Raw genomic sequence first — 17,595 nt, forward strand, 5'->3', positions numbered from 1 at the left:
TTGCAACGGCGCGGGCCGCTAGCCCAACCGGCTGGCCACGAACTCCCAGTTGATCAACTTCCAGAACGCGTCCAGATATTGCGCGCGGTCCTGCCGGTAATCCAGGTAATAGGCGTGCTCCCAGAGGTCGCAGGCGAGCAGCGGGGTGTCCGGCCCGGTGAGCGGCGTGGACGCATTCGGCGTGGCGACGACCGCCAGTGCGCCATCCGGACGCTGCACCAGCCACACCCAGCCCGAGCCGAAGGTGCCCACGGCGACGCGGTTGAATTCCTGCTTGAAATGCACGAAGTCGCCGAACGATTTGGCGATGCGGTCGGCCAGCCGGCCCAGTGGCTCGCCGCCGCCGCGTGGGCGCAGGCACTGCCAATAGAAATTGTGGTTCCACACCTGCGCGGCCAGATGGAACAGCGTGCCTTGCGCCTGCGCGATGATGTCTTCCAGCGTCAGCTCGGCGAACTCGCTGCCTTCGATGCGCGCATTGAGCCGATCGACCTCGTTGCGGTGACAGATGCCGTGGTGCGCCTCCAATGTGGCGGCGGAAAGATGCGGCTCCAGGGCAGCGCGGGAGTAGGGCAATGCAAGGTGTTCGATCGGCATGATGGCAAGGGCAGCGAAGGGAGTGCGGCGACAGGTCGCGCTGAAGGCTTACAATGCGCGCCTTTGCGGAAGTCTATCCGACCCGGCGGTCGGGCCTGCCGCTCCCAGTCAGGAGAGTCCAATGCCGGTGATGGAACGGATCCAGGCCGAAGTCGAACAACACCCGATCGTGCTGTTCATGAAAGGTACCCCGCAATTTCCGATGTGCGGGTTTTCCAGCCGCGCGGTGCAGGCGTTGGTCGCTGCCGGCGCCGACCAGCTGCGCACGGTCAACGTGCTCGAAGAGCCTGAAGTGCGCGCCAATCTACCACGCTATTCCAACTGGCCGACCTTCCCGCAATTGTTCATCCACGGCGAGCTGATCGGCGGTTGCGACATCACGCTGGAACTGTTCGAAGCCGGCGAGCTCAAGCGCATCGTCAGCGAGGCCTATCAGCCGTGAGTCTGGCGCAGGCCCGGCCCGATGCGGCGGCGCTTGCCGGCCGCGTGGTGCTGATCACCGGTGCAGCCGGCGGCCTGGGGAGCGCTGCGGCGCAGGCGTGTGCATGCGCCGGTGCGACCGTGGTATTGCTCGGTCGCAAGCTGCGCCCGCTGGAGCGCATCTATGACGCAGTTGCCAAGCTGGGGCCGGAGCCGTCGCTGTATCCGCTGGATCTGGCCGGCGCCACGCCGGAGGACTACGCCGCGCTGGCGCAGCGGCTGCAGGCCGAGCTCGCCGGCCTGCACGGCCTGCTGCACTGCGCTGCCGATTTCGCCGGCTTGACCCCGGCCGAACTCGCGGCGCCTGCCGATTTTGCACGCAACCTCCATATCAACCTCACTGCGCGCGCTTGGTTGACCCAGGCCTGCCTGCCGCTGCTGCGGCGGCAGGTCGATGCGGCGGTGGTCTTCGTCGTCGACGACCCTGCACGCGTTGGCCAGGCCTATTGGGGCGCCTATGGCGCTGCCCAGCATGCGCAGCGTGGCCTGCTCGCCAGCCTGCATCACGAAACCGTCGCCGGCCCGGTCCGCATCAGCGGACTGCAGCCCGGCCCGATGCGCACCGCCTTGCGCGCGCGCGCCTTTACCCATCAGGAAGACAGCGACGCGGTGGACCCCGCGCGCTATGCGTCCGCCTGCGTCACCTTGTTGTCCATGGCAGGTGCTTCGCACCGCGGTGCGATCTGGAGCCCTTCCGCATGACCATTCTTTCGGCGGCGCTGCTGCTGTTCCTGATCCTCGACCCGCTGGGCAACATCCCGGTGTTTCTCAGCGTGCTCAAGCCGCTGCCACCGAAGCGGCAGCGCTTCGTGCTCGCGCGCGAGTTGCTGATCGCCCTGTGCGTGCTGATGGCGTTTCTGTGGGGCGGCAAGTACGCGCTGGAGCTGATGCACCTGCGCCAGGAGTCGGTGGCGATCGCCGGCGGCATCGTGCTGTTTCTGATCGGTATCCGCATGATCTTCCCGCGTCCGGAAGGCCTGATGGGCGAGATCCCCGATGGCGAGCCCTTCATCGTGCCGCTGGCGATCCCGCTGGTGGCCGGCCCGTCCGGGATGGCGGCGGTGATGCTGATGGGCAGCAACGAACCCACCCGGCTGTGGGATTGGAGCCTGGCCTTGATGATCGCCTGGATCGGTGCATCCACCATCCTGGCCTCGGCCCCGCTGTTGTACAAACTGCTCGGTCATCGCGCACTGACCGCGATCGAGCGCCTGATGGGCATGTTGCTGGTGGCCATTTCGGTGCAGATGTTCCTGGATGGCCTGGGGACTTATTTCAAGCTGCCGGTGTCGATCTGAGCCGGTCGGTGATAGGCGGGCAGGGGAGTGGAGCGATCTGTGACACTGCCTAGCGAGAATCTGAAGCCACGCCACTGACGCGTAGCGGTGCAAGCCGCCGGCGGCGCCGGGATGCCTCTGTAACAAGGGCCTTCGACAGCCCTTGCCGCGCTTTCGGGCCAAATGAGCCCTGTTTTCGATCAATTGGCTCAATAGCGCGACGCTGGTCGCAGATGCCGCGCGACTTTGCGCAAGTTGGCGTTTACGCCTTCACATGCGAAGTTCATGTTGCACTGCGCGAACTTTGTCACGCCGCCGTCACAATCAGGCCTTAGCGTGTTAATCTGTTGTTAACCGTTGCGGCAGCAACCGCCGCGCGGCGAGGGACCCCAGATCATCGGCAGCCCACCCCCGGGAACGGTTGGGCTGACTGCGCCTTTTTGTCACTGCCCAACCTGTATCGAGGCTACCGAAATGACCCACCCCCGTTGTCTTCGCATGTCCAAGCTGACGCTTGGCCTTGTTGCCGCGCTCGCCGCCGCCCCCGTGTTCGCTCAGAGCACCTCTGCCGGCGTCGCTGGCCTGGTTACCAGCAGCGGCGGTCAGCCGGTGCCGAATGCCGAAGTGACGATCACCCACGTCGAATCGGGAACCGTCAGCCGCGCCACCACCGATGCCAGTGGACGCTACAACGCGCGCGGCCTGCGTGTGGGCGGGCCGTACACCATCACGATCACCAAGTCGGGTGAAGGGACGAAGACGGAAGAGGGCGTGTACCTGAACCTCAATCAGGTCAATAGCGTCGACGCATCCCTGGGCGGTGACGTGACCACGCTGGGCGCGGTACAGGCCATCGGTGGCGATTACGGCTCGGCGCTGTTCAGCGCCAACAAGATGGGCACCGGCACCAACGTGACCCGCGAGCAGATCGAATCGCTGCCGTCGATCAACCGCAACCTGCAGGACTACGTACGTCTGGATCCGCGCGTGGCGCAGACCGACAAGGCGCGTAATGAAATTTCCGTGGGCGGCCAGAATCCGCGCTTCAACCTGATCCGTGTCGACGGTATCAGCACCAACGACGCGTTCGGCCTGGAATCCAACGGCTTGCCGACGCCGCGCCAGCCGTTCTCGATGGATGTCATCGACGAAATCTCCGTCGACGTCGCCAACTACGACGTCACCATCACCGGCGCCACCGGCGGCGTGATCAATGCGGTCACCAAGTCCGGTACCAACGAGTTCCACGGTTCGGTGTACGGCACCTACCGTGAGAACGATTGGTCGGGCAAGAACCAGAACGATATCCGCCCGCAGCTGTTCGATAACGAAACCACCTACGGCCTGACCCTGGGCGGCCCGGTCATCAAGGACAAGCTGTTCTTCTTCGCCAACTACGAAAAGTACAAGGGCAAGGGCGTGTTCACCGGAGCCTCCGGCTACGGCCCGATCGGTTCTGGCGCGAGCAACATCGTGCAGATCCCGCAGGCGGACATCGATCGGATCATCGACATCTCACGTAACGTCTACGGGTTTGACCCGGGAACCCTGGCGCTGCCAGCGCTCGATTCGGATTCGGAAGAAAAGGGCTTCAAGCTTGACTGGAACATCTCCGACAAGCATCGCGCCTCGTTCCGTTATGGCGAGAGCGAGCAGAGCACTGCCAACCTCAACGGTTTCGGCAATCAGGCGCTGTCGCTGAATTCGTATCACTACGTGCGCGACTTCAGCCTCAAGACCTATACGGCCCAGTTGTTCAGCGATTGGACCGACACCTTCTCGACCGAAGCCAAGGTGTCTTACCGCGACTACTCGGCCGTGCGTACTGCTGCATCGCAGCTGCCGGCCGTTGCTGTGCGCATCGGTAACAACACCGTCAACCTGGGCACCGAGCAGAGCACCCAGGCCAACGAACTGCGAACCGAAACCTGGAATGCCTTCTTTGCCGGCACGTTGTTCTTGAACGACCACACCGTCAAGTTCGGCTTCGACTACGAAGACAACGATCTGTTCAACCTGTTCGGCCAGCGCGTCTTCGGTTCCTACACGTTCAACTCGATTGCCGACTACGCCGCCAATCGCCCGCTGAACTATCGTTATTCGCGGTCCAACAGCGGAAACATCGACGACATCGCCGCAGACTGGGGCATGCGCAATGTCGGCGTCTTCCTGCAGGACACCTGGGCCGTCAACAACAACCTGACGCTGACGTTCGGTGTGCGTTACGACGAACCGATGGTCAAGAACAGCCCGGCCTACAACGCAACCGCCTCGACGCTGTTCGGTTTCCGCAACGACCAGACCATCGACGGCAACGGCCTGTTTGAGCCGCGCTTCGGTTTCAACTACACCTTCGACAGCGACCGCCCGACCCAGCTGCGTGGCGGCGTGGGTCTGTTCCAGGGTGCCGCGGCAACCGTGTGGTTGTCCAACCCGTACTCCAACACCGGCCTGGCGTACACCGATTACAACTTCTCCAGCCAGACACTGGTGAACACCAATGGCATTCGTTTCACGCCTGACATCAATAACCAGCCGATCGGTAATGGTTCGTTGAATGGCGCTACGCAGTCCGTCGATTTCGTCGACAGCAAGCTGGGTCAGCCGTCGGTATGGAAGGCCAACCTGGCATTCGATACCGAGCTGCCCTGGTACGGCATCGTGGCATCTGCCGAGGCGGTGGTGACCAAGGTCAACGAGGCGATCTACTACCAGCAGCTCAATCTGGGCAATACCAGCCGCGTGGGTCAGGATGGTCGTAACCTGTACTGGAATACTGCAGGCTTGAATCCGGCCTGCTGGTTGGACGACGGCCGTAACCCGACCGGTGCCGGCGCTCCGGCGGCTTGTGTGCGCGGCACCGCCTCGGTGGTCGATGCGCGCGGCTCGCGTGATGGGCGCTTCAACGATGCGATCATCGCGCGCCCAACCGATAAGGGCGGCAGCGAGAGCTTCACCGTCGGCCTGAACAAACCCTTCAATGGCGGCGACTGGTCGTGGGGCTTGTACTACACCTACACCGACGCCGACGAAGTCAGCGGCCTGACCAGTTCGACCTCGGGTTCGCAGCTGGGCAACAATGCGGTCTTCCAGGCCAACGAAAATGTTGCCTCGACCGCTGCGTACGAAGTGAAGAACAGCATCCTCGGCACGTTGAACTGGAAGCATGCGTTCTTCGGCGACTACGAGACCAAGTTGGGCCTGATCTACCAAGGTCGCAATGGTCGCCCGTATAGCTATGCGTTCGACAACGACGCCAATGGCGACGGCCGCCTGAACGACCTGTTGTATATCCCGGCCGGCCGCGGCGATGTGCTGTTCGGTACCGCTCGAGAAGAACAGGCGTTCTGGAACTACATCGAAGGCAACGAGTATCTGGCTGCCCGCCGTGGTCAGGTGGCCGAGCGCAACGGCGCGCGCAACTCCTGGATCAACCAGTTCGACCTGCACATCGAGCAGGAGATCCCCGGCTTCTTCAAGGACAACAAGGCCTCTCTCTGGCTTGACGTCATGAACGTCGGCAACCTGCTGAACAAGAAGTGGGGCCGTGTCGAAGAGTACGGCTTCCCGGGCATGCGTGGTGTGGTGGAATACGGTGGTGTCGATGCGGCCAGCGGCAAGTACGTGTACCGCTTCAATACCCCGGACCAGTCCACGGTCTACGACGATCGCGGCATCTCCCGCTGGGCGCTGCAGCTGGGCTTCCGCTACCAGTTCTAAAGCTGGCTAGCGTGTCGAAGCTTGCAAAAACGGCCGGGTTCTCCCGGCCGTTTTCTTTTGTGCGGGTGAGTACGCTAAAGTTCTGAGATACGACAGGAGCAAGCTATGGAACTCAGCAGTACGGCAGCACGGGCGCTGCCGGTGGTGGATGCGCGGATCTATCCGCGCGGTGGCCTGGATGTGTTGTCCAAGGCGGAAGTGGCGCGTCTGCGCGACGCCTCCAGCGGCGGCATGCACGAGCTGTTGCGCCGGTGTGCGCTGGCCGTGCTCACCAGTGGTAGCGCGTCGGACGACCCGCGCGCCGCGCGCGACCTGTATCCGGATTTCGATATCCAGGTGAACCAGCAGGATCGCGGCATCCGCATCGATCTGAGCAACGCACCGGCAATGGCCTTCGTCGATGGCGAGATCATCCGGGGTGTGGCCGAGCTGCTGTTCGCCGTGGTGCGCGACCTGGCCTACATGGCGATCGAGCTCGAAGCCCAGCGCGGGGATCTGGATACCAGCGAAGGCATCACCAATGCAGTGTTCGGGCAGCTGCGCAACGCGCGCATCCTGCAGCCGTCGGACCCGAACCTGGTCGTATGCTGGGGCGGCCATTCCATCTCGCGCGACGAATACCTCTATACCAAGCAGGTGGGCTACGAACTGGGCCTGCGCGGCCTGGACATCTGCACCGGCTGCGGCCCGGGCGCCATGAAGGGCCCGATGAAGGGAGCCACCATTGCACACGCCAAGCAGCGCAAGCATCACACGCGCTACATCGGTGTGACAGAGCCGGGCATCATCGCCGCCGAGTCGCCGAACCCGATCGTCAACCACCTGGTAATCATGCCGGATATCGAAAAGCGCCTGGAGGCCTTCGTCCGCATCGGTCACGGCATCCTTGTGTTTCCGGGCGGCGTCGGCACGGCAGAAGAAATCCTCTACCTGCTCGGCATCCTGCTGCGCGAGGAGAACGCCGACCTGCCGTTCCCGCTGATCCTGACCGGCCCGACCATTGCCGCGCCGTATTTCGAGCAGATCGACCGCTTCATCCGGCTCACCCTAGGCGAAGCTGTCGCTTCCCGCTACGAGATCATCGTCGGCGACCCGGTCGCCGTGGCGCGTCGCATGGCCGAAGGCATCCACACGGTACGTGCGCACCGCAAGGATCACAAGGACTCGTACTACTTCAACTGGTCCGTGCACATCCCGCTCGAGTACCAGCAGCCGTTCGAACCCAGCCACGAGGCCATGGCCGCCCTGGACCTGCACCACGGCCGCCCGGCTCCCGCGTTGGCCGCCGATCTGCGCCGCGCCTTTTCCGGCATCGTCGCCGGCAACGTCAAGGAAGACGGCATGCGCCGCATCGAGGAATCTGGCCCCTTCGAGATTCACGGCGACCCAGACATCATGCAGGCCCTGGACGAGCTGTTGCGCGGCTTTGTCGAGCAGCGCCGGATGAAGATCTCAGGGGATTACCGGCCCTGTTATCGGGTGGTGACTTAGTCGCCTAGGACGGTACCGGCAAGGGGCGGCATGACGCTTGTCGGTCCAGTCAGTCCGCCTGTCGGTCCAGTGCTTGTCCGGTGGTGCGTCAAGGTTCATGCTCTCCAGCAACAACGCTGGGGAGCGTCTTGATGTCCGTCGTCCGTATGCGCGGATTCACATTGATCGAACTCATGGTGACTGTTGCGGTGCTAGCCATCACCGCAGCGATCGCGTATCCGAGTTTCCAAGGCGTATTACGCTCAAATCGGGTGGCCGCGTCGAATAACGAAATGATGGCATTGCTCACGCTTTCCAGAAGCGAAGCCATCCGGAACGGCCAAGGCAGCGGCATCTGTGGCAGTGCGAACGGAACGGCCTGCAACGGGAGCTGGAGTGCAGGGGTGATGGCCTGGAGCGACGCAAACGGAAACGGGAGTTATGACTCAGGCGAAACCGTGCTCCGTTACTCGCTGGGAAATCCAAGGCTGGTCGTTCAGGGGCCAACGACAGGGACGGTCATCGCGTTCGATGCGCGGGGACGACGCCGTGCTGCTGCCGATCAACAGGTCACGTTGCAACCCGATCAGTGTGGCGGGCAACCGTTGAAGCGCTCTTTAACAGTCAATGCGTCCGGGCAGATCCGCAGCAAAAAAGAGGCGTGCACATGAACCGAGACCGTTCTTTTCATCGCCGTTCTACAGCAGGCTTCACCCTAATCGAAGTGCTGATTGCCATTCTTGTGCTTGCAGTTGGCTTGCTTGGATTCGCGCTGCTGCAGACCATGAATGTGCGATTCGTCCAAAGCGCTAACTATCGCACACAAGCAACCAATCTGGCCTACGACCTCATCGATCAGATGCGATCCAATCGTTATCAGGTCGGCCAATACACCGCCGCCACATTCGCTGCTGGGGCCGTGACGGCGACTGGCGCGTGTGAATATCCGACAGGCGAAACCGTATCGGTAAGCCAGAACATAACAAGATGGCAATGTCAGGTAGCCAAGGCACTCGGAGATAAGGCTGCTGCTACAGTTACCTATGTTAATGGGGTCGCCACTGTGGCGATCAGTTGGGGCGATCAGCGCTGGGACAAGGAAAACCCTGAGGCAGTGACCAGCTTTGCGTTACGCACGGAGATCTAAGGGAATGAAATTGCGTTCGCGAATGTCTGGCCTTTCATTGATCGAGCTAATGATTGCGTTAGTGATCGGGTTAGTGCTTTTATTAGGGGTAATCCAAGTATTTTCAGCTTCACGCACGGCCGCCCAACTATCCGAAGGTGCTTCGCGAGCGCAGGAGAATGGACGTTTTGCGCTTGACTATCTGGCTCGAGACATTCGAATGGCGGGCCACTTTGGGTGCGTCAACGATCAAGCGCAATTCGTCAAGGGGGAAGGAGATCCCAGGGTCAATCTTTCTGCGACAACAGGAAGCGGGAGTCCTCTGGATTTCTCGGTATCAATTCAAGGCTATGAAGCACCGGGAACAGCTCCGAAAGATCAAATAACGATCGGTGGCAGTGCGAATTCGATAGTTGGCCTGCCAGCGTCCATTCAGAACTTAAACCCCGCGCCGAGGCCGGGCAGCGACATCATTGTATTGCGTTATCTTTCTGCCGAAGGCGTACCTGCGACAGGGATCGCTGCAGCTGGGTCCAACAGCACCTTGACGATGAATGCAACACGTTGGGCACGCCTGACCGACGATGGAGTGGCGGCTCCCACGCTGTTTGGAATTGCGGATTGCGCCCACGCGGATGTATTTGCTGGTACCACAACTGCAGGGTCCGTAACTGCCAGTGGTGTCAATCTTTCCGGGCGTTATGTTGTGCAGCCCACCGGTCAGACGATGGTTTATCGCGCCGAGTCCTTGGTGTATTACGTTGCCAACAGTCCCGATACCGGAGAGCCCGCGCTAAGGCGCGCTCGCGCGGGTAGCAACGGTGTATATGTCAGCGAGGAGTTGGTTGAAGGAATAGAAAGCCTACAATTCCTGTATGGATTGGATACGACGCCGGCGATCGCGACCCAAACTCCGCCTGTCGGTAATATTACCGAGCAACGTGTGGCTAGTGGAGTTGCTACCGGAGCCGATTCGGTGGCCGCCAACCAGTGGCGTCGCGTTGGGCAAGTGCAGGTCGGTATCCTTGCTCGCAGTCCGACGGCAGCAGCTGCAGGTACTCAAGTTGAGGCGAATCGACTGGGCGTGCTAGGTGTCACGATCGTTCCGCCGACAAACAACGATGGACGTTATCGTGCCAGTTACGAGTTGTCCATTGCCCTCCGCAATCGCCTTTTCGGTAACTGATAATGCAGATAAAACGTCTCGCTCGAAATCGTGCGATTAACTATCCGGCAATGACTCGTCAGCGCGGTGCAGTCTTATATGTGGCGCTGATCATGTTGGTGCTGCTTGCGCTGATCGGCATTGCAGGAATCCAGGTTTCTGGAATGCAAGAGAAAATGGCAGCCAATTATCGCGCTGTAAACCTTGCTTTCGAGGAGGCCGAGGGCATCGTCAGAAATGCCGAGAATTCAGTTGAAAATATTTCCAATCGAACAACTGCGCCAGCCGGTACCACGAGTTCAGTTGCTGCCGGAGATATCAATCGTGTCTGCGACGATGGTTTTGACCCGATACAGTGGGCGCAGGCACAGACCTCGGCTCGCGCGGTCAATGTCCGCCAGATCGATCAATGTATTCAGGGAGAGGCAAACATCGGCATGGGGCAGCCTGTAGATCCCGCATCTCCTGTTTTCCAGATTACCGGCGTCGCTGCTGACGACGTGAGCAACGCCAGCTCCGAAGCAGCCGTAGACACTATCTTCAAGCTTTGAAGAGAAGCATATGAAATCTCATAGAACGAAAGTAATTCTTGCTTCTGCAGCCGCCGGTGCCGTTGGCCTGGGGTGCTTTATCTATGCGTTAATCGCCGCGCAGGGCCAGGGTGTTCTGGCCCAGGCGCCAATGAATAATCAAGTGCAGACGCCGCCCGCGTTCATCATGGCTGTTGACGATTCGGGGTCGATGACCTTTCAAACCCAGTTTCCAGGGCAGGATGGCCAAGGCTGCTGGAGTACTGCGCAATATACGTTTTTCTCAAGCCCTGGGGTACTCAATACGGAAGATACAAGAAGCGTTGGATGTGGTTACAACCACGTGCTTCCTGGTGTCCGTATCGACGAGAATCGACTGGGTGTTCCTCCGTTGGATAGCCTGGGCTTCGCGCGCTCGGCTGCCTACAATCCAACATATTATGATCCGACGGTCAAATACGAGCCATGGATCAATAATGACGGCACATCATTTCCTCAAGCCGATCCGATGAATACCCGTATTAATCCGCTGCAATCCGCAACCATCGCGTTGGCATCGAATTACATGGGTGAGGATTTCAATAGTAGTTTTCGAATTCAGAACAGAATGGTGTTACCCCGAGGTACAAGTTACAGGCAGCGTTTCAGGGATAATAACAATAATCTCTATTTCGGAGCTGAGACAACGACGACAACTGATGTCACTTGGAGTGGTGGTTCGCAGACACTGCTGATAAGGTTTTGGCCTGCAACATTTTTCGTTCCTTACACGGGTAATAATGATGCTCGGCCAGTCCTTCCCGGCTCTGCCTCCGCGTATGACTCAGTGCCGCGTGAGCGTGTACGAGATGTATGCGGAACGGGCTGTGATATGTGGAAGTACACGATCGGTACCACTAATACCGTTGCCTTGCAAAACTTCGCAAATTGGTTTTCTTTCTACGGTAATCGCAATAGGGCAATTATCGCGGGTATGACCAGGTCGTTGGCTGACGTCAATAATATGCGGGTAGGATTCTTTCGCATCAATCAGTACGCCAGCTATGACGCCATTACGGACCGGTTGCCAATGCGAAATATGGCAACGGCAAGCGAGAAAACCGCGCTTTACAATTCGATCCTTGCATTGCCTGCAAGCGGCGGTACGCCAAATCGCCAGGCAGTAAATGCTGCGGGAGTCCAATTCCAGCGTACAGACGGCGCCGCTCCAGTCCAGCTGGCTTGCCAGAAGAACGCCGTGATGCTTTTTACGGATGGTTATAGTAATCAGAATGGGCCGCAGGTCAGTAACGCAGCTGGCGATGGCGGAATGGGAGTTCCATTTAGCGACAGCTATGACAATACCATGGGTGACATCGCTGCCAGATATTACAACAACATCGATGGCGGATCTCCCATTCGTCCTGACTTGGCCTCTGGGCTGGTGCCCGTTCCAAGTTCCTGCAACACCGCGAATGCCAACGTAAGATTGGACTGTCAGAAGAATCTGCACGTAAATTTTTACGGTATCACACTGGGTGCGCGGGGGAACTTATTTGACCCGGATGTGGTGCAGGATGCTTATACCACTCCAGCGATTTACCAGAATTGGCCGCCGCGTGAAAATGACGAAAGAAGCACTGTTGATGACATCTGGCACGCTGCAACCAACACTCGCGGTCAGTACATCAACGCAAGGACTCCGGCTGAAATTACGGCTGCGATGCGGAGAGTTCTCTCTTCGGTGACATCCGGTTCGTCTCCTTCGGGGACGCTTGCACAGAGCGGTGCGCGCATCGGCGCTGGCTCGTTCTCAGTAGTGCCCAACTACGAAATCGCCAATGAGGGCACAGATTGGTTTGGCCGTCTTACCGGCTATACCGTTTCTATCAATCCAACGACTCGGGTCGCAGTGACCACCGCAGCGTGGGAGGCAAGTTCACGAATGCCGTCTGCCGCGGCGCGCAATGTCTTGGTCAGCAAGGCAGGATCAGTTAGCGCCTTCAATGCGACTAATGTTTCTCTTGCGGATCTTTGCAACAAATCGACGTCGCTGTATCCAGGGATGTCGCTGTGCGCTGAGTCGGACCTTTCCGCGCTGGGGGCGACCGCAGCTACCGCTACCGCGTACTTGCGTGGAGATGCGTCTGGGGAAGTCCGCAGCGGTGGTCGCTTGCGCGATCGAACCACTGTGCTTGGCGATATCGTCAATTCGACGCCTGTCATCAGCTCTCCATTGGACGACTATGGTTATCGTAGTCTGTCGGGAGTGCCGGGAAGCACGTACGGCGCTTACTTGGATTCAAAGAAAGCAAATAGAAATTATATGGTTTATGTTGGAGCCAACGATGGCATGTTGCATGGCTTCGATGGAGGAATGAATGCAAGCGGTGTGATGAATTCCAATGGGGGCACGGAGCGATTTGCTTACATTCCTTCAACGGCGATCGGTCATATGGGTAACTTGCTGCTTCCCTACGATCCACTTGATCAAAGCGATCAGGAATTTAATCATCGTTACTATGTTGATGGTCCGCTGACCGTATCGGATGCTTACTATGGTGGATCCTGGAAGACAGCTCTTGTAGGGACTGCGGGTGCGGGTGGACGCAGCGTTTTTGCAATGGACGTTACGACGCCGACAAGTATTTCGACCAGCAGTCGCCTTTGGGAGATCAGCGATCTCGATAGCACACTCTCTGCGGCAGTTCGTAATAATATAGGCTATGTGCTTGGCAAGCCTGTTATCGTTCCAGTTGCTAACGCATCTGGCGTTGTGACATGGAAAGCGATTTTTGGAAATGGCTATAACAGCGCCAGTGGAAAGGCCGTTCTCTTTGTTGTTGATATCAAGGCAGGCGCACCCGCTATTACTATGATCGAAGCGACGGAGAGCGGTGGGGGGGGCGCCGGAAGCAACGGTCTTGGCAACATCGTTGTTGTTGATCGCTGGGGCGGTGCCAACCAAGCTGATCGGGTTCGTGATGGATACGCGGACACTGTTTACGCAGCCGATCAAAAAGGGGCCGTTTGGAAGTTTGATCTTCGTAGCACGGTGACATCTGTTTCCGTGCCGCTTTTCACAAGCCGTACTTCAACCGAGAACGGCTCTACCTATCGTCAACCGATTACCGGTGGACTCGTTGCTACCGCTGGTGATAACAGCGGTGTCATGCTTTTCTTTGGAACTGGAAGCTTCTCATTTGTAAACGATCCATTTGATACTGCTATCCAGTCGTTGTATGGCGTCAATGACGTTTCCTCTGGAGCAATTACGAGTGCGTTGACGCGCACCAACCTGCAGGCTAATACAATCTCCAGTTCTGGCGGCACGCGGAGTCTGGTGTTGGGAGCGAGCCCAGCAGGGGGGCGTGGCTGGTATGTCGACTTGCCGGCCGGGGAGCGTATGGTCGGAAATCCGAGCGTCGCGTCGGGCATTGTTTTCATCCCGACCTATGTCCCCAATCCGAACAGCGTGGGCTGTGCTGCTCAGGGGAGCAATTGGCTGTTTGGGCTGAACACTAAGACTGGTGGAGCCGCACTCGACGTGGCTCGCCGTAGCTCGCCGACAGGGTCGTCGTTCGCGTCGGGGACTGCAGCGACGTCGCTGACAACTCAGGGAACTACGCCGGTGAAGGATGTGGGTGTATCCGCCGTTCCACGACTGACGCCGGCAGAGTCTGGTGGAGCGCTGCCGCCAGGTGGAAGTTCCTGTTGGATGGTGGTAAGCGTTGCCGGTGCCGAACCGATGTATGTTCCCTATCCATGTGGGCGCCAATCCTGGAGGCAGGTGCAATGAGATATTTGGTCAGAGTATCGAGTGCATGCAATGGGTTCGCTCCACGGTTGGCTTCGCGAGGCTTCACCCTGATCGAGCTGATGATTGTTGTTGCTGTCGTGGCGATTTTGGCTGCGATCGCCTATCCCAGCTACTCGGAATACGTGCGCAAGTCTCGCCGTGCGCAGGCCAAGGCAGATCTTGTCGAGTATGCGCAGTTGGCTGAGCGGTATCACACGGTGCAGAACACCTATGTAGGCTTTACGCTGCCCAAGAATTTTTCGCCGCGGGAGGGTGGGACCAATGCGTATAACCTTCCATCGCCACAGGTGACTCAGTCCACCTTTGTGATCACTGCGACCCCCGCCAACATCCAGTCAGCCGACAAGTGCGGCACTCTAAGCATCGACCAGGCCAGCCGCAAGACCAACTCTAGGGGAGCCTTGTCGGACTGTTGGTGAGGGTGTGTTTCTAGGGATGGTGATGGCTGTTGCAATGCCCCGAAATCTTGCTACAATGCCGACCCCGCCCGAATAGCTCAGCCGGTTAGAGCACTTGACTGTTAATCAGGGGGTCGTTGGTTCGAGTCCAACTTCGGGCGCCAAGATGTTGAAGAGGCCGCGACTAGTCGCGGCCTCTTCGTTTTGGCCGTAGCTCACCGTGCGGGGCATGTGGTTGGTTGCCTGTAGCGAACAGACCGCGTTCGCCCTGAGTTGTTGACAATGACATCTGCCAGACGCTGCGCACGCGTGCAGAGGCTGATCGTGATGTTGGTGCCGCTGTTGCGGCCGTTCGGAAGAAATCGGACAAGCGATCGGCCGGTCGTTCCAGTGATACTGATGTTGTCGCTCGCAGCGTACTGCTCAACCTGCAGGACCGAGTCCGTATCTGCAGGCTGGCCAGTGCGCAGCGGATCCTTAAAAAGGATCCAACCCTGGCTCCAGTCCCTTCCAGATCGACAATTTGCCCCATCACCAGACGGGCAGATGCTGACCGGCAAGCGATGCGTGACAGCCAGGCTTCTGGCCATCGCCAGATGTGCGGTGAGTAAGTGAACCCTTGCCTGTGCTCGCTGCCACTCGATCAAAGCGTTGAAGCTGGGCAGGCCGATGGCTGCCACGATCCCGATGATCGCCATCACGATCACTAGCTGTAGTGCCGTGTACCCTTTTTCGCACGAACGAGTCACTGCTTTCACCGTCCTGCTCCCTGGCTCGGAACAAGCAGTCTCTACGGCGTCTATGGCTCAGGTAAGGTCGGCTCTCACGTGATGACGGGTCAGACTTTTACCGAAGGTGGCCTCCGCCGTTCGTGCAGTCCTCCCCCGAGACCCGCTCCATGACCGACCGTTTTCAGCTCGTATCCCCGTACTCCCCAGCTGGCGATCAGCCTGCCGCCATCGACAAGCTGGTGGCCAGCTTCGAGGCCGGCCTGGTCAAGCAGACCTTGTTGGGTGTGACCGGCTCCGGCAAGACCTACACCATTGCCAATGTGATTCAGCAGGTGCAGAAGCCAACGCTGGTGATGGCGCCGAACAAGACGCTGGCGGCGCAGCTGTACGGTGAGTTCAAGTCGTTTTTTCCGCACAACGCGGTGGAGTACTTCGTCAGCTACTACGATTACTACCAGCCCGAGGCCTATGTGCCGTCGTCGGACACCTTCATCGAGAAGGACAGTTCGATCAACGAGCACATTGAGCAGATGCGTCTGTCGGCGACCAAGACCTTGCTGTCGCGTCGTGATTCGCTGGTGGTGGCCACGGTGTCGGCGATCTACGGCCTGGGCGCGCCGGAAGACTATCTGTCACTGCGCTTGATCCTGTCGGTGGGCGAGCACATCGACCAGCGGCAGTTGATCCGCCATCTCACCGATCTGCAGTACACCCGCAACGAATTCGAGCTGACCCGTGGCGCGTTCCGCGTGCGTGGCGAAGTGCTGGACGTGTTCCCGGCAGAATCCGACACCGAGGCGTTGCGTATCGAGTTGTTCGATGGCGACATCGAGCAGCTGACCCTGTTCGATCCGTTGACCGGCGAAACGCTGCGCAAGCTGCAGCGCTACACCGTGTATCCCAAGACCCATTACGCGACCACGCGCGAGCGCACGCTGAGTGCGGTGGATACGATCAAGGACGAGTTGAAGGAGCGGTTGGAGCAGCTGTATTCGCAGAACAAGCTGGTCGAAGCACAGCGGCTGGCGCAGCGCACCCAGTTCGATCTGGAAATGATGGCCGAAGTCGGCTTCTGCAACGGTATCGAGAACTACTCGCGGCATCTCACCGGCAAAGCGCCTGGCGAGCCGCCGCCGACGTTGTTCGACTACCTGCCGCCGGACGCGTTGCTGGTCATCGACGAGTCGCACGTGACCATTCCGCAGATTGGCGCGATGTACAAGGGCGATCGCTCGCGCAAGGAGACGCTGGTGGAATTCGGCTTCCGCCTGCCGTCGGCACTGGACAACCGGCCGCTGCGTTTCGAGGAATGGGAGGCGCGTTCGCCACGCAGCATCTATGTCTCGGCCACACCGGGTCCCTACGAGCTGCGCGAGTCCGCGGGCGAGATCACCGAGCTGGTGGTGCGCCCGACCGGCCTGATCGATCCGGTGGTCGAGATCCGCCCGGTCGGAACGCAGGTGGACGACCTGATGTCCGAAATCCACGAGCGCATCAAGCTCGGTGATCGCGTGTTGGTGACGACGCTGACCAAGCGCATGTCCGAGAACCTCACCGAGTACCTCGGCGAGCACGGCATTCGCGTGCGCTATCTGCATTCGGATATCGACACAGTGGAGCGCGTGGAGATCATCCGCGACCTGCGCCTGGGCAAGTTCGATGTGCTGGTCGGCATCAATCTCCTGCGAGAAGGCCTGGATATGCCGGAAGTGTCGCTGGTGGCGATCCTGGATGCGGACAAGGAAGGCTTCCTGCGCTCCACCGGCTCGCTGATTCAGACCATCGGTCGCGCCGCGCGCAACCTGCGCGGCAAGGCCATTCTATATGCCGACAAGATGACGCGTTCGATGCAGGCGGCAATCGATGAGACCGACCGCCGCCGCGAGAAGCAGGTCGAGTACAACCTGGAGCATGGCATCACCCCCAAGTCGGTGGCGCGTCCGATCTCCGACATCATGGAAGGTGCGCGCGAGGATGCCGCCGAGAAGAAGGCCGGCAAGGGACGTTCGAAGTCGCGCCAGGTGGCGGAGGAAATGCCCGATTACCGCGCGATGGGGCCTGCCCAGATCGCCGGCAAACTCAAGAGCCTGGAGCAGCAGATGTACCAGCATGCCAAGGCCCTGGAGTTCGAGGCGGCTGCGCAGATCCGCGACCAGATCCAGAAACTGAAAGCTGCCAGCCTGGCATAGGGCATAGGGCATAGGGCAGAGCGACAGCGCAGAAGTTCGAGCGCAGGGAGGGCTTGTGGTGATCCAAACCCTGCGCTAGAATGCGCGCCCTGCACAGCGCAATGCTGACGCAG

14 protein-coding genes and 1 tRNA gene are annotated in these 17,595 nt (G+C 59.6%); 13 read left to right on the top strand and 2 right to left on the bottom strand.

Annotation, left to right across the window (positions count from 1 at the left end; translation table 11 throughout):
- Nucleotides 1–18: 18 nt before the first annotated feature.
- Nucleotides 19–597 carry a Fe-Mn family superoxide dismutase gene (locus FHT08_RS05790; RefSeq protein ID WP_166774533.1) on the bottom strand — a complete coding sequence of 193 codons (579 nt, stop codon included), beginning with the start codon at nt 595–597 and terminating at the stop codon, nt 19–21.
- A 121-nt stretch (nt 598–718) separates the two neighbouring features.
- Between FHT08_RS05790 and grxD the strand changes: the two genes are divergently transcribed.
- The 12 genes from grxD (at nt 719) to FHT08_RS05850 (ending at nt 14,726) form a co-directional block, all read left to right on the top strand.
- The gene (grxD, locus tag FHT08_RS05795; protein ID WP_006450539.1) at nt 719–1,039 is read left to right on the top strand and encodes a Grx4 family monothiol glutaredoxin; all 321 of its coding nucleotides are present in this window, start codon (nt 719–721) and stop codon (nt 1,037–1,039) included.
- Nucleotides 1,036–1,779, top strand: a complete 744-nt coding sequence (locus FHT08_RS05800; protein ID WP_166774534.1) for an SDR family NAD(P)-dependent oxidoreductase — start codon at nt 1,036–1,038, stop codon at nt 1,777–1,779. The genes grxD and FHT08_RS05800 overlap by 4 nt, the downstream gene beginning before the upstream one ends.
- Complete coding sequence (locus FHT08_RS05805) at nt 1,776–2,375, top strand: YhgN family NAAT transporter (protein WP_005996031.1); 600 nt, start codon at nt 1,776–1,778, stop codon at nt 2,373–2,375. Before FHT08_RS05800 ends, FHT08_RS05805 begins: the two co-directional genes overlap by 4 nt.
- A gap of 453 nt (nt 2,376–2,828) precedes the next feature.
- Nucleotides 2,829–6,074 carry a TonB-dependent receptor gene (locus FHT08_RS05810; protein ID WP_126943988.1) on the top strand — a complete coding sequence of 1,082 codons (3,246 nt, stop codon included), beginning with the start codon at nt 2,829–2,831 and terminating at the stop codon, nt 6,072–6,074.
- 105 nt (nt 6,075–6,179) lie between these two features.
- Entirely contained in the window at nt 6,180–7,565 is a 1,386-nt protein-coding gene (gene ppnN, locus FHT08_RS05815) for a nucleotide 5'-monophosphate nucleosidase PpnN (protein ID WP_166774535.1), read from the top strand.
- A 131-nt stretch (nt 7,566–7,696) separates the two neighbouring features.
- Complete coding sequence (locus FHT08_RS05820) at nt 7,697–8,215, top strand: Tfp pilus assembly protein FimT/FimU (protein ID WP_046343312.1); 519 nt, start codon at nt 7,697–7,699, stop codon at nt 8,213–8,215.
- Nucleotides 8,212–8,691 (top strand): type IV pilus modification protein PilV, encoded by a 480-nt coding sequence (pilV, locus tag FHT08_RS05825; RefSeq protein WP_046343309.1) that lies wholly within the window; start codon nt 8,212–8,214, stop codon nt 8,689–8,691. The genes FHT08_RS05820 and pilV overlap by 4 nt, the downstream gene beginning before the upstream one ends.
- Nucleotides 8,692–8,695: 4 nt before the next feature.
- Nucleotides 8,696–9,856 carry a PilW family protein gene (locus FHT08_RS05830; protein ID WP_046343307.1) on the top strand — a complete coding sequence of 387 codons (1,161 nt, stop codon included), beginning with the start codon at nt 8,696–8,698 and terminating at the stop codon, nt 9,854–9,856.
- A gap of 2 nt (nt 9,857–9,858) precedes the next feature.
- Complete coding sequence (locus tag FHT08_RS05835; RefSeq protein ID WP_166774536.1) at nt 9,859–10,386, top strand: PilX N-terminal domain-containing pilus assembly protein; 528 nt, start codon at nt 9,859–9,861, stop codon at nt 10,384–10,386.
- Between the two features lie 10 nt (nt 10,387–10,396).
- Nucleotides 10,397–14,143, top strand: coding sequence for a PilC/PilY family type IV pilus protein (locus tag FHT08_RS05840; protein WP_166774537.1), 3,747 nt, complete (start codon nt 10,397–10,399; stop codon nt 14,141–14,143).
- Nucleotides 14,140–14,583 (top strand): type IV pilin protein, encoded by a 444-nt coding sequence (locus tag FHT08_RS05845; protein WP_166774538.1) that lies wholly within the window; start codon nt 14,140–14,142, stop codon nt 14,581–14,583. Before FHT08_RS05840 ends, FHT08_RS05845 begins: the two co-directional genes overlap by 4 nt.
- Before the next feature lie 66 nt (nt 14,584–14,649).
- A tRNA-Asn gene (locus tag FHT08_RS05850) sits at nt 14,650–14,726 on the top strand.
- Between the two features lie 51 nt (nt 14,727–14,777).
- Here the strand turns inward: FHT08_RS05850 and FHT08_RS05855 are convergent.
- Nucleotides 14,778–15,320 (bottom strand): GspH/FimT family pseudopilin, encoded by a 543-nt coding sequence (locus tag FHT08_RS05855; protein ID WP_026064032.1) that lies wholly within the window; start codon nt 15,318–15,320, stop codon nt 14,778–14,780.
- Between the two features lie 140 nt (nt 15,321–15,460).
- Here FHT08_RS05855 and uvrB point away from each other — a divergent pair, with 140 nt between their 5' ends.
- A complete protein-coding gene (gene uvrB / locus FHT08_RS05860; RefSeq protein ID WP_166774539.1) occupies nt 15,461–17,482 on the top strand; it encodes an excinuclease ABC subunit UvrB in 2,022 nt (673 codons plus the stop codon).
- Nucleotides 17,483–17,595 lie beyond the last annotated feature (113 nt).

Origin of the sequence: Xanthomonas sp. CFBP 8151 (assembly GCF_011761885.1) — a bacterium.
In the GTDB taxonomy this organism is placed as follows: Bacteria; Pseudomonadota; Gammaproteobacteria; order Xanthomonadales; family Xanthomonadaceae; genus Xanthomonas; species Xanthomonas arboricola_B.

What these genes read in the sequence shown, in the direction of transcription:
- uvrB (WP_166774539.1), top strand. Translation starts at nt 15,461, where the DNA reads ATGACCGACCGTTTTCAGCTCGTATCCCCGTACTCCCCAGCTGGCGAT.
- FHT08_RS05810 (WP_126943988.1), top strand. Translation starts at nt 2,829, where the DNA reads ATGACCCACCCCCGTTGTCTTCGCATGTCCAAGCTGACGCTTGGCCTT.
- FHT08_RS05830 (WP_046343307.1), top strand. Translation starts at nt 8,696, where the DNA reads ATGAAATTGCGTTCGCGAATGTCTGGCCTTTCATTGATCGAGCTAATG.
- FHT08_RS05840 (WP_166774537.1), top strand. Translation starts at nt 10,397, where the DNA reads ATGAAATCTCATAGAACGAAAGTAATTCTTGCTTCTGCAGCCGCCGGT.
- pilV (WP_046343309.1), top strand. Translation starts at nt 8,212, where the DNA reads ATGAACCGAGACCGTTCTTTTCATCGCCGTTCTACAGCAGGCTTCACC.
- grxD (WP_006450539.1), top strand. Translation starts at nt 719, where the DNA reads ATGCCGGTGATGGAACGGATCCAGGCCGAAGTCGAACAACACCCGATC.
- FHT08_RS05835 (WP_166774536.1), top strand. Translation starts at nt 9,859, where the DNA reads ATGCAGATAAAACGTCTCGCTCGAAATCGTGCGATTAACTATCCGGCA.
- FHT08_RS05845 (WP_166774538.1), top strand. Translation starts at nt 14,140, where the DNA reads ATGAGATATTTGGTCAGAGTATCGAGTGCATGCAATGGGTTCGCTCCA.
- FHT08_RS05820 (WP_046343312.1), top strand. Translation starts at nt 7,697, where the DNA reads ATGTCCGTCGTCCGTATGCGCGGATTCACATTGATCGAACTCATGGTG.
- FHT08_RS05790 (WP_166774533.1), bottom strand. Translation starts at nt 597, where the DNA reads ATGCCGATCGAACACCTTGCATTGCCCTACTCCCGCGCTGCCCTGGAG.
- ppnN (WP_166774535.1), top strand. Translation starts at nt 6,180, where the DNA reads ATGGAACTCAGCAGTACGGCAGCACGGGCGCTGCCGGTGGTGGATGCG.
- FHT08_RS05805 (WP_005996031.1), top strand. Translation starts at nt 1,776, where the DNA reads ATGACCATTCTTTCGGCGGCGCTGCTGCTGTTCCTGATCCTCGACCCG.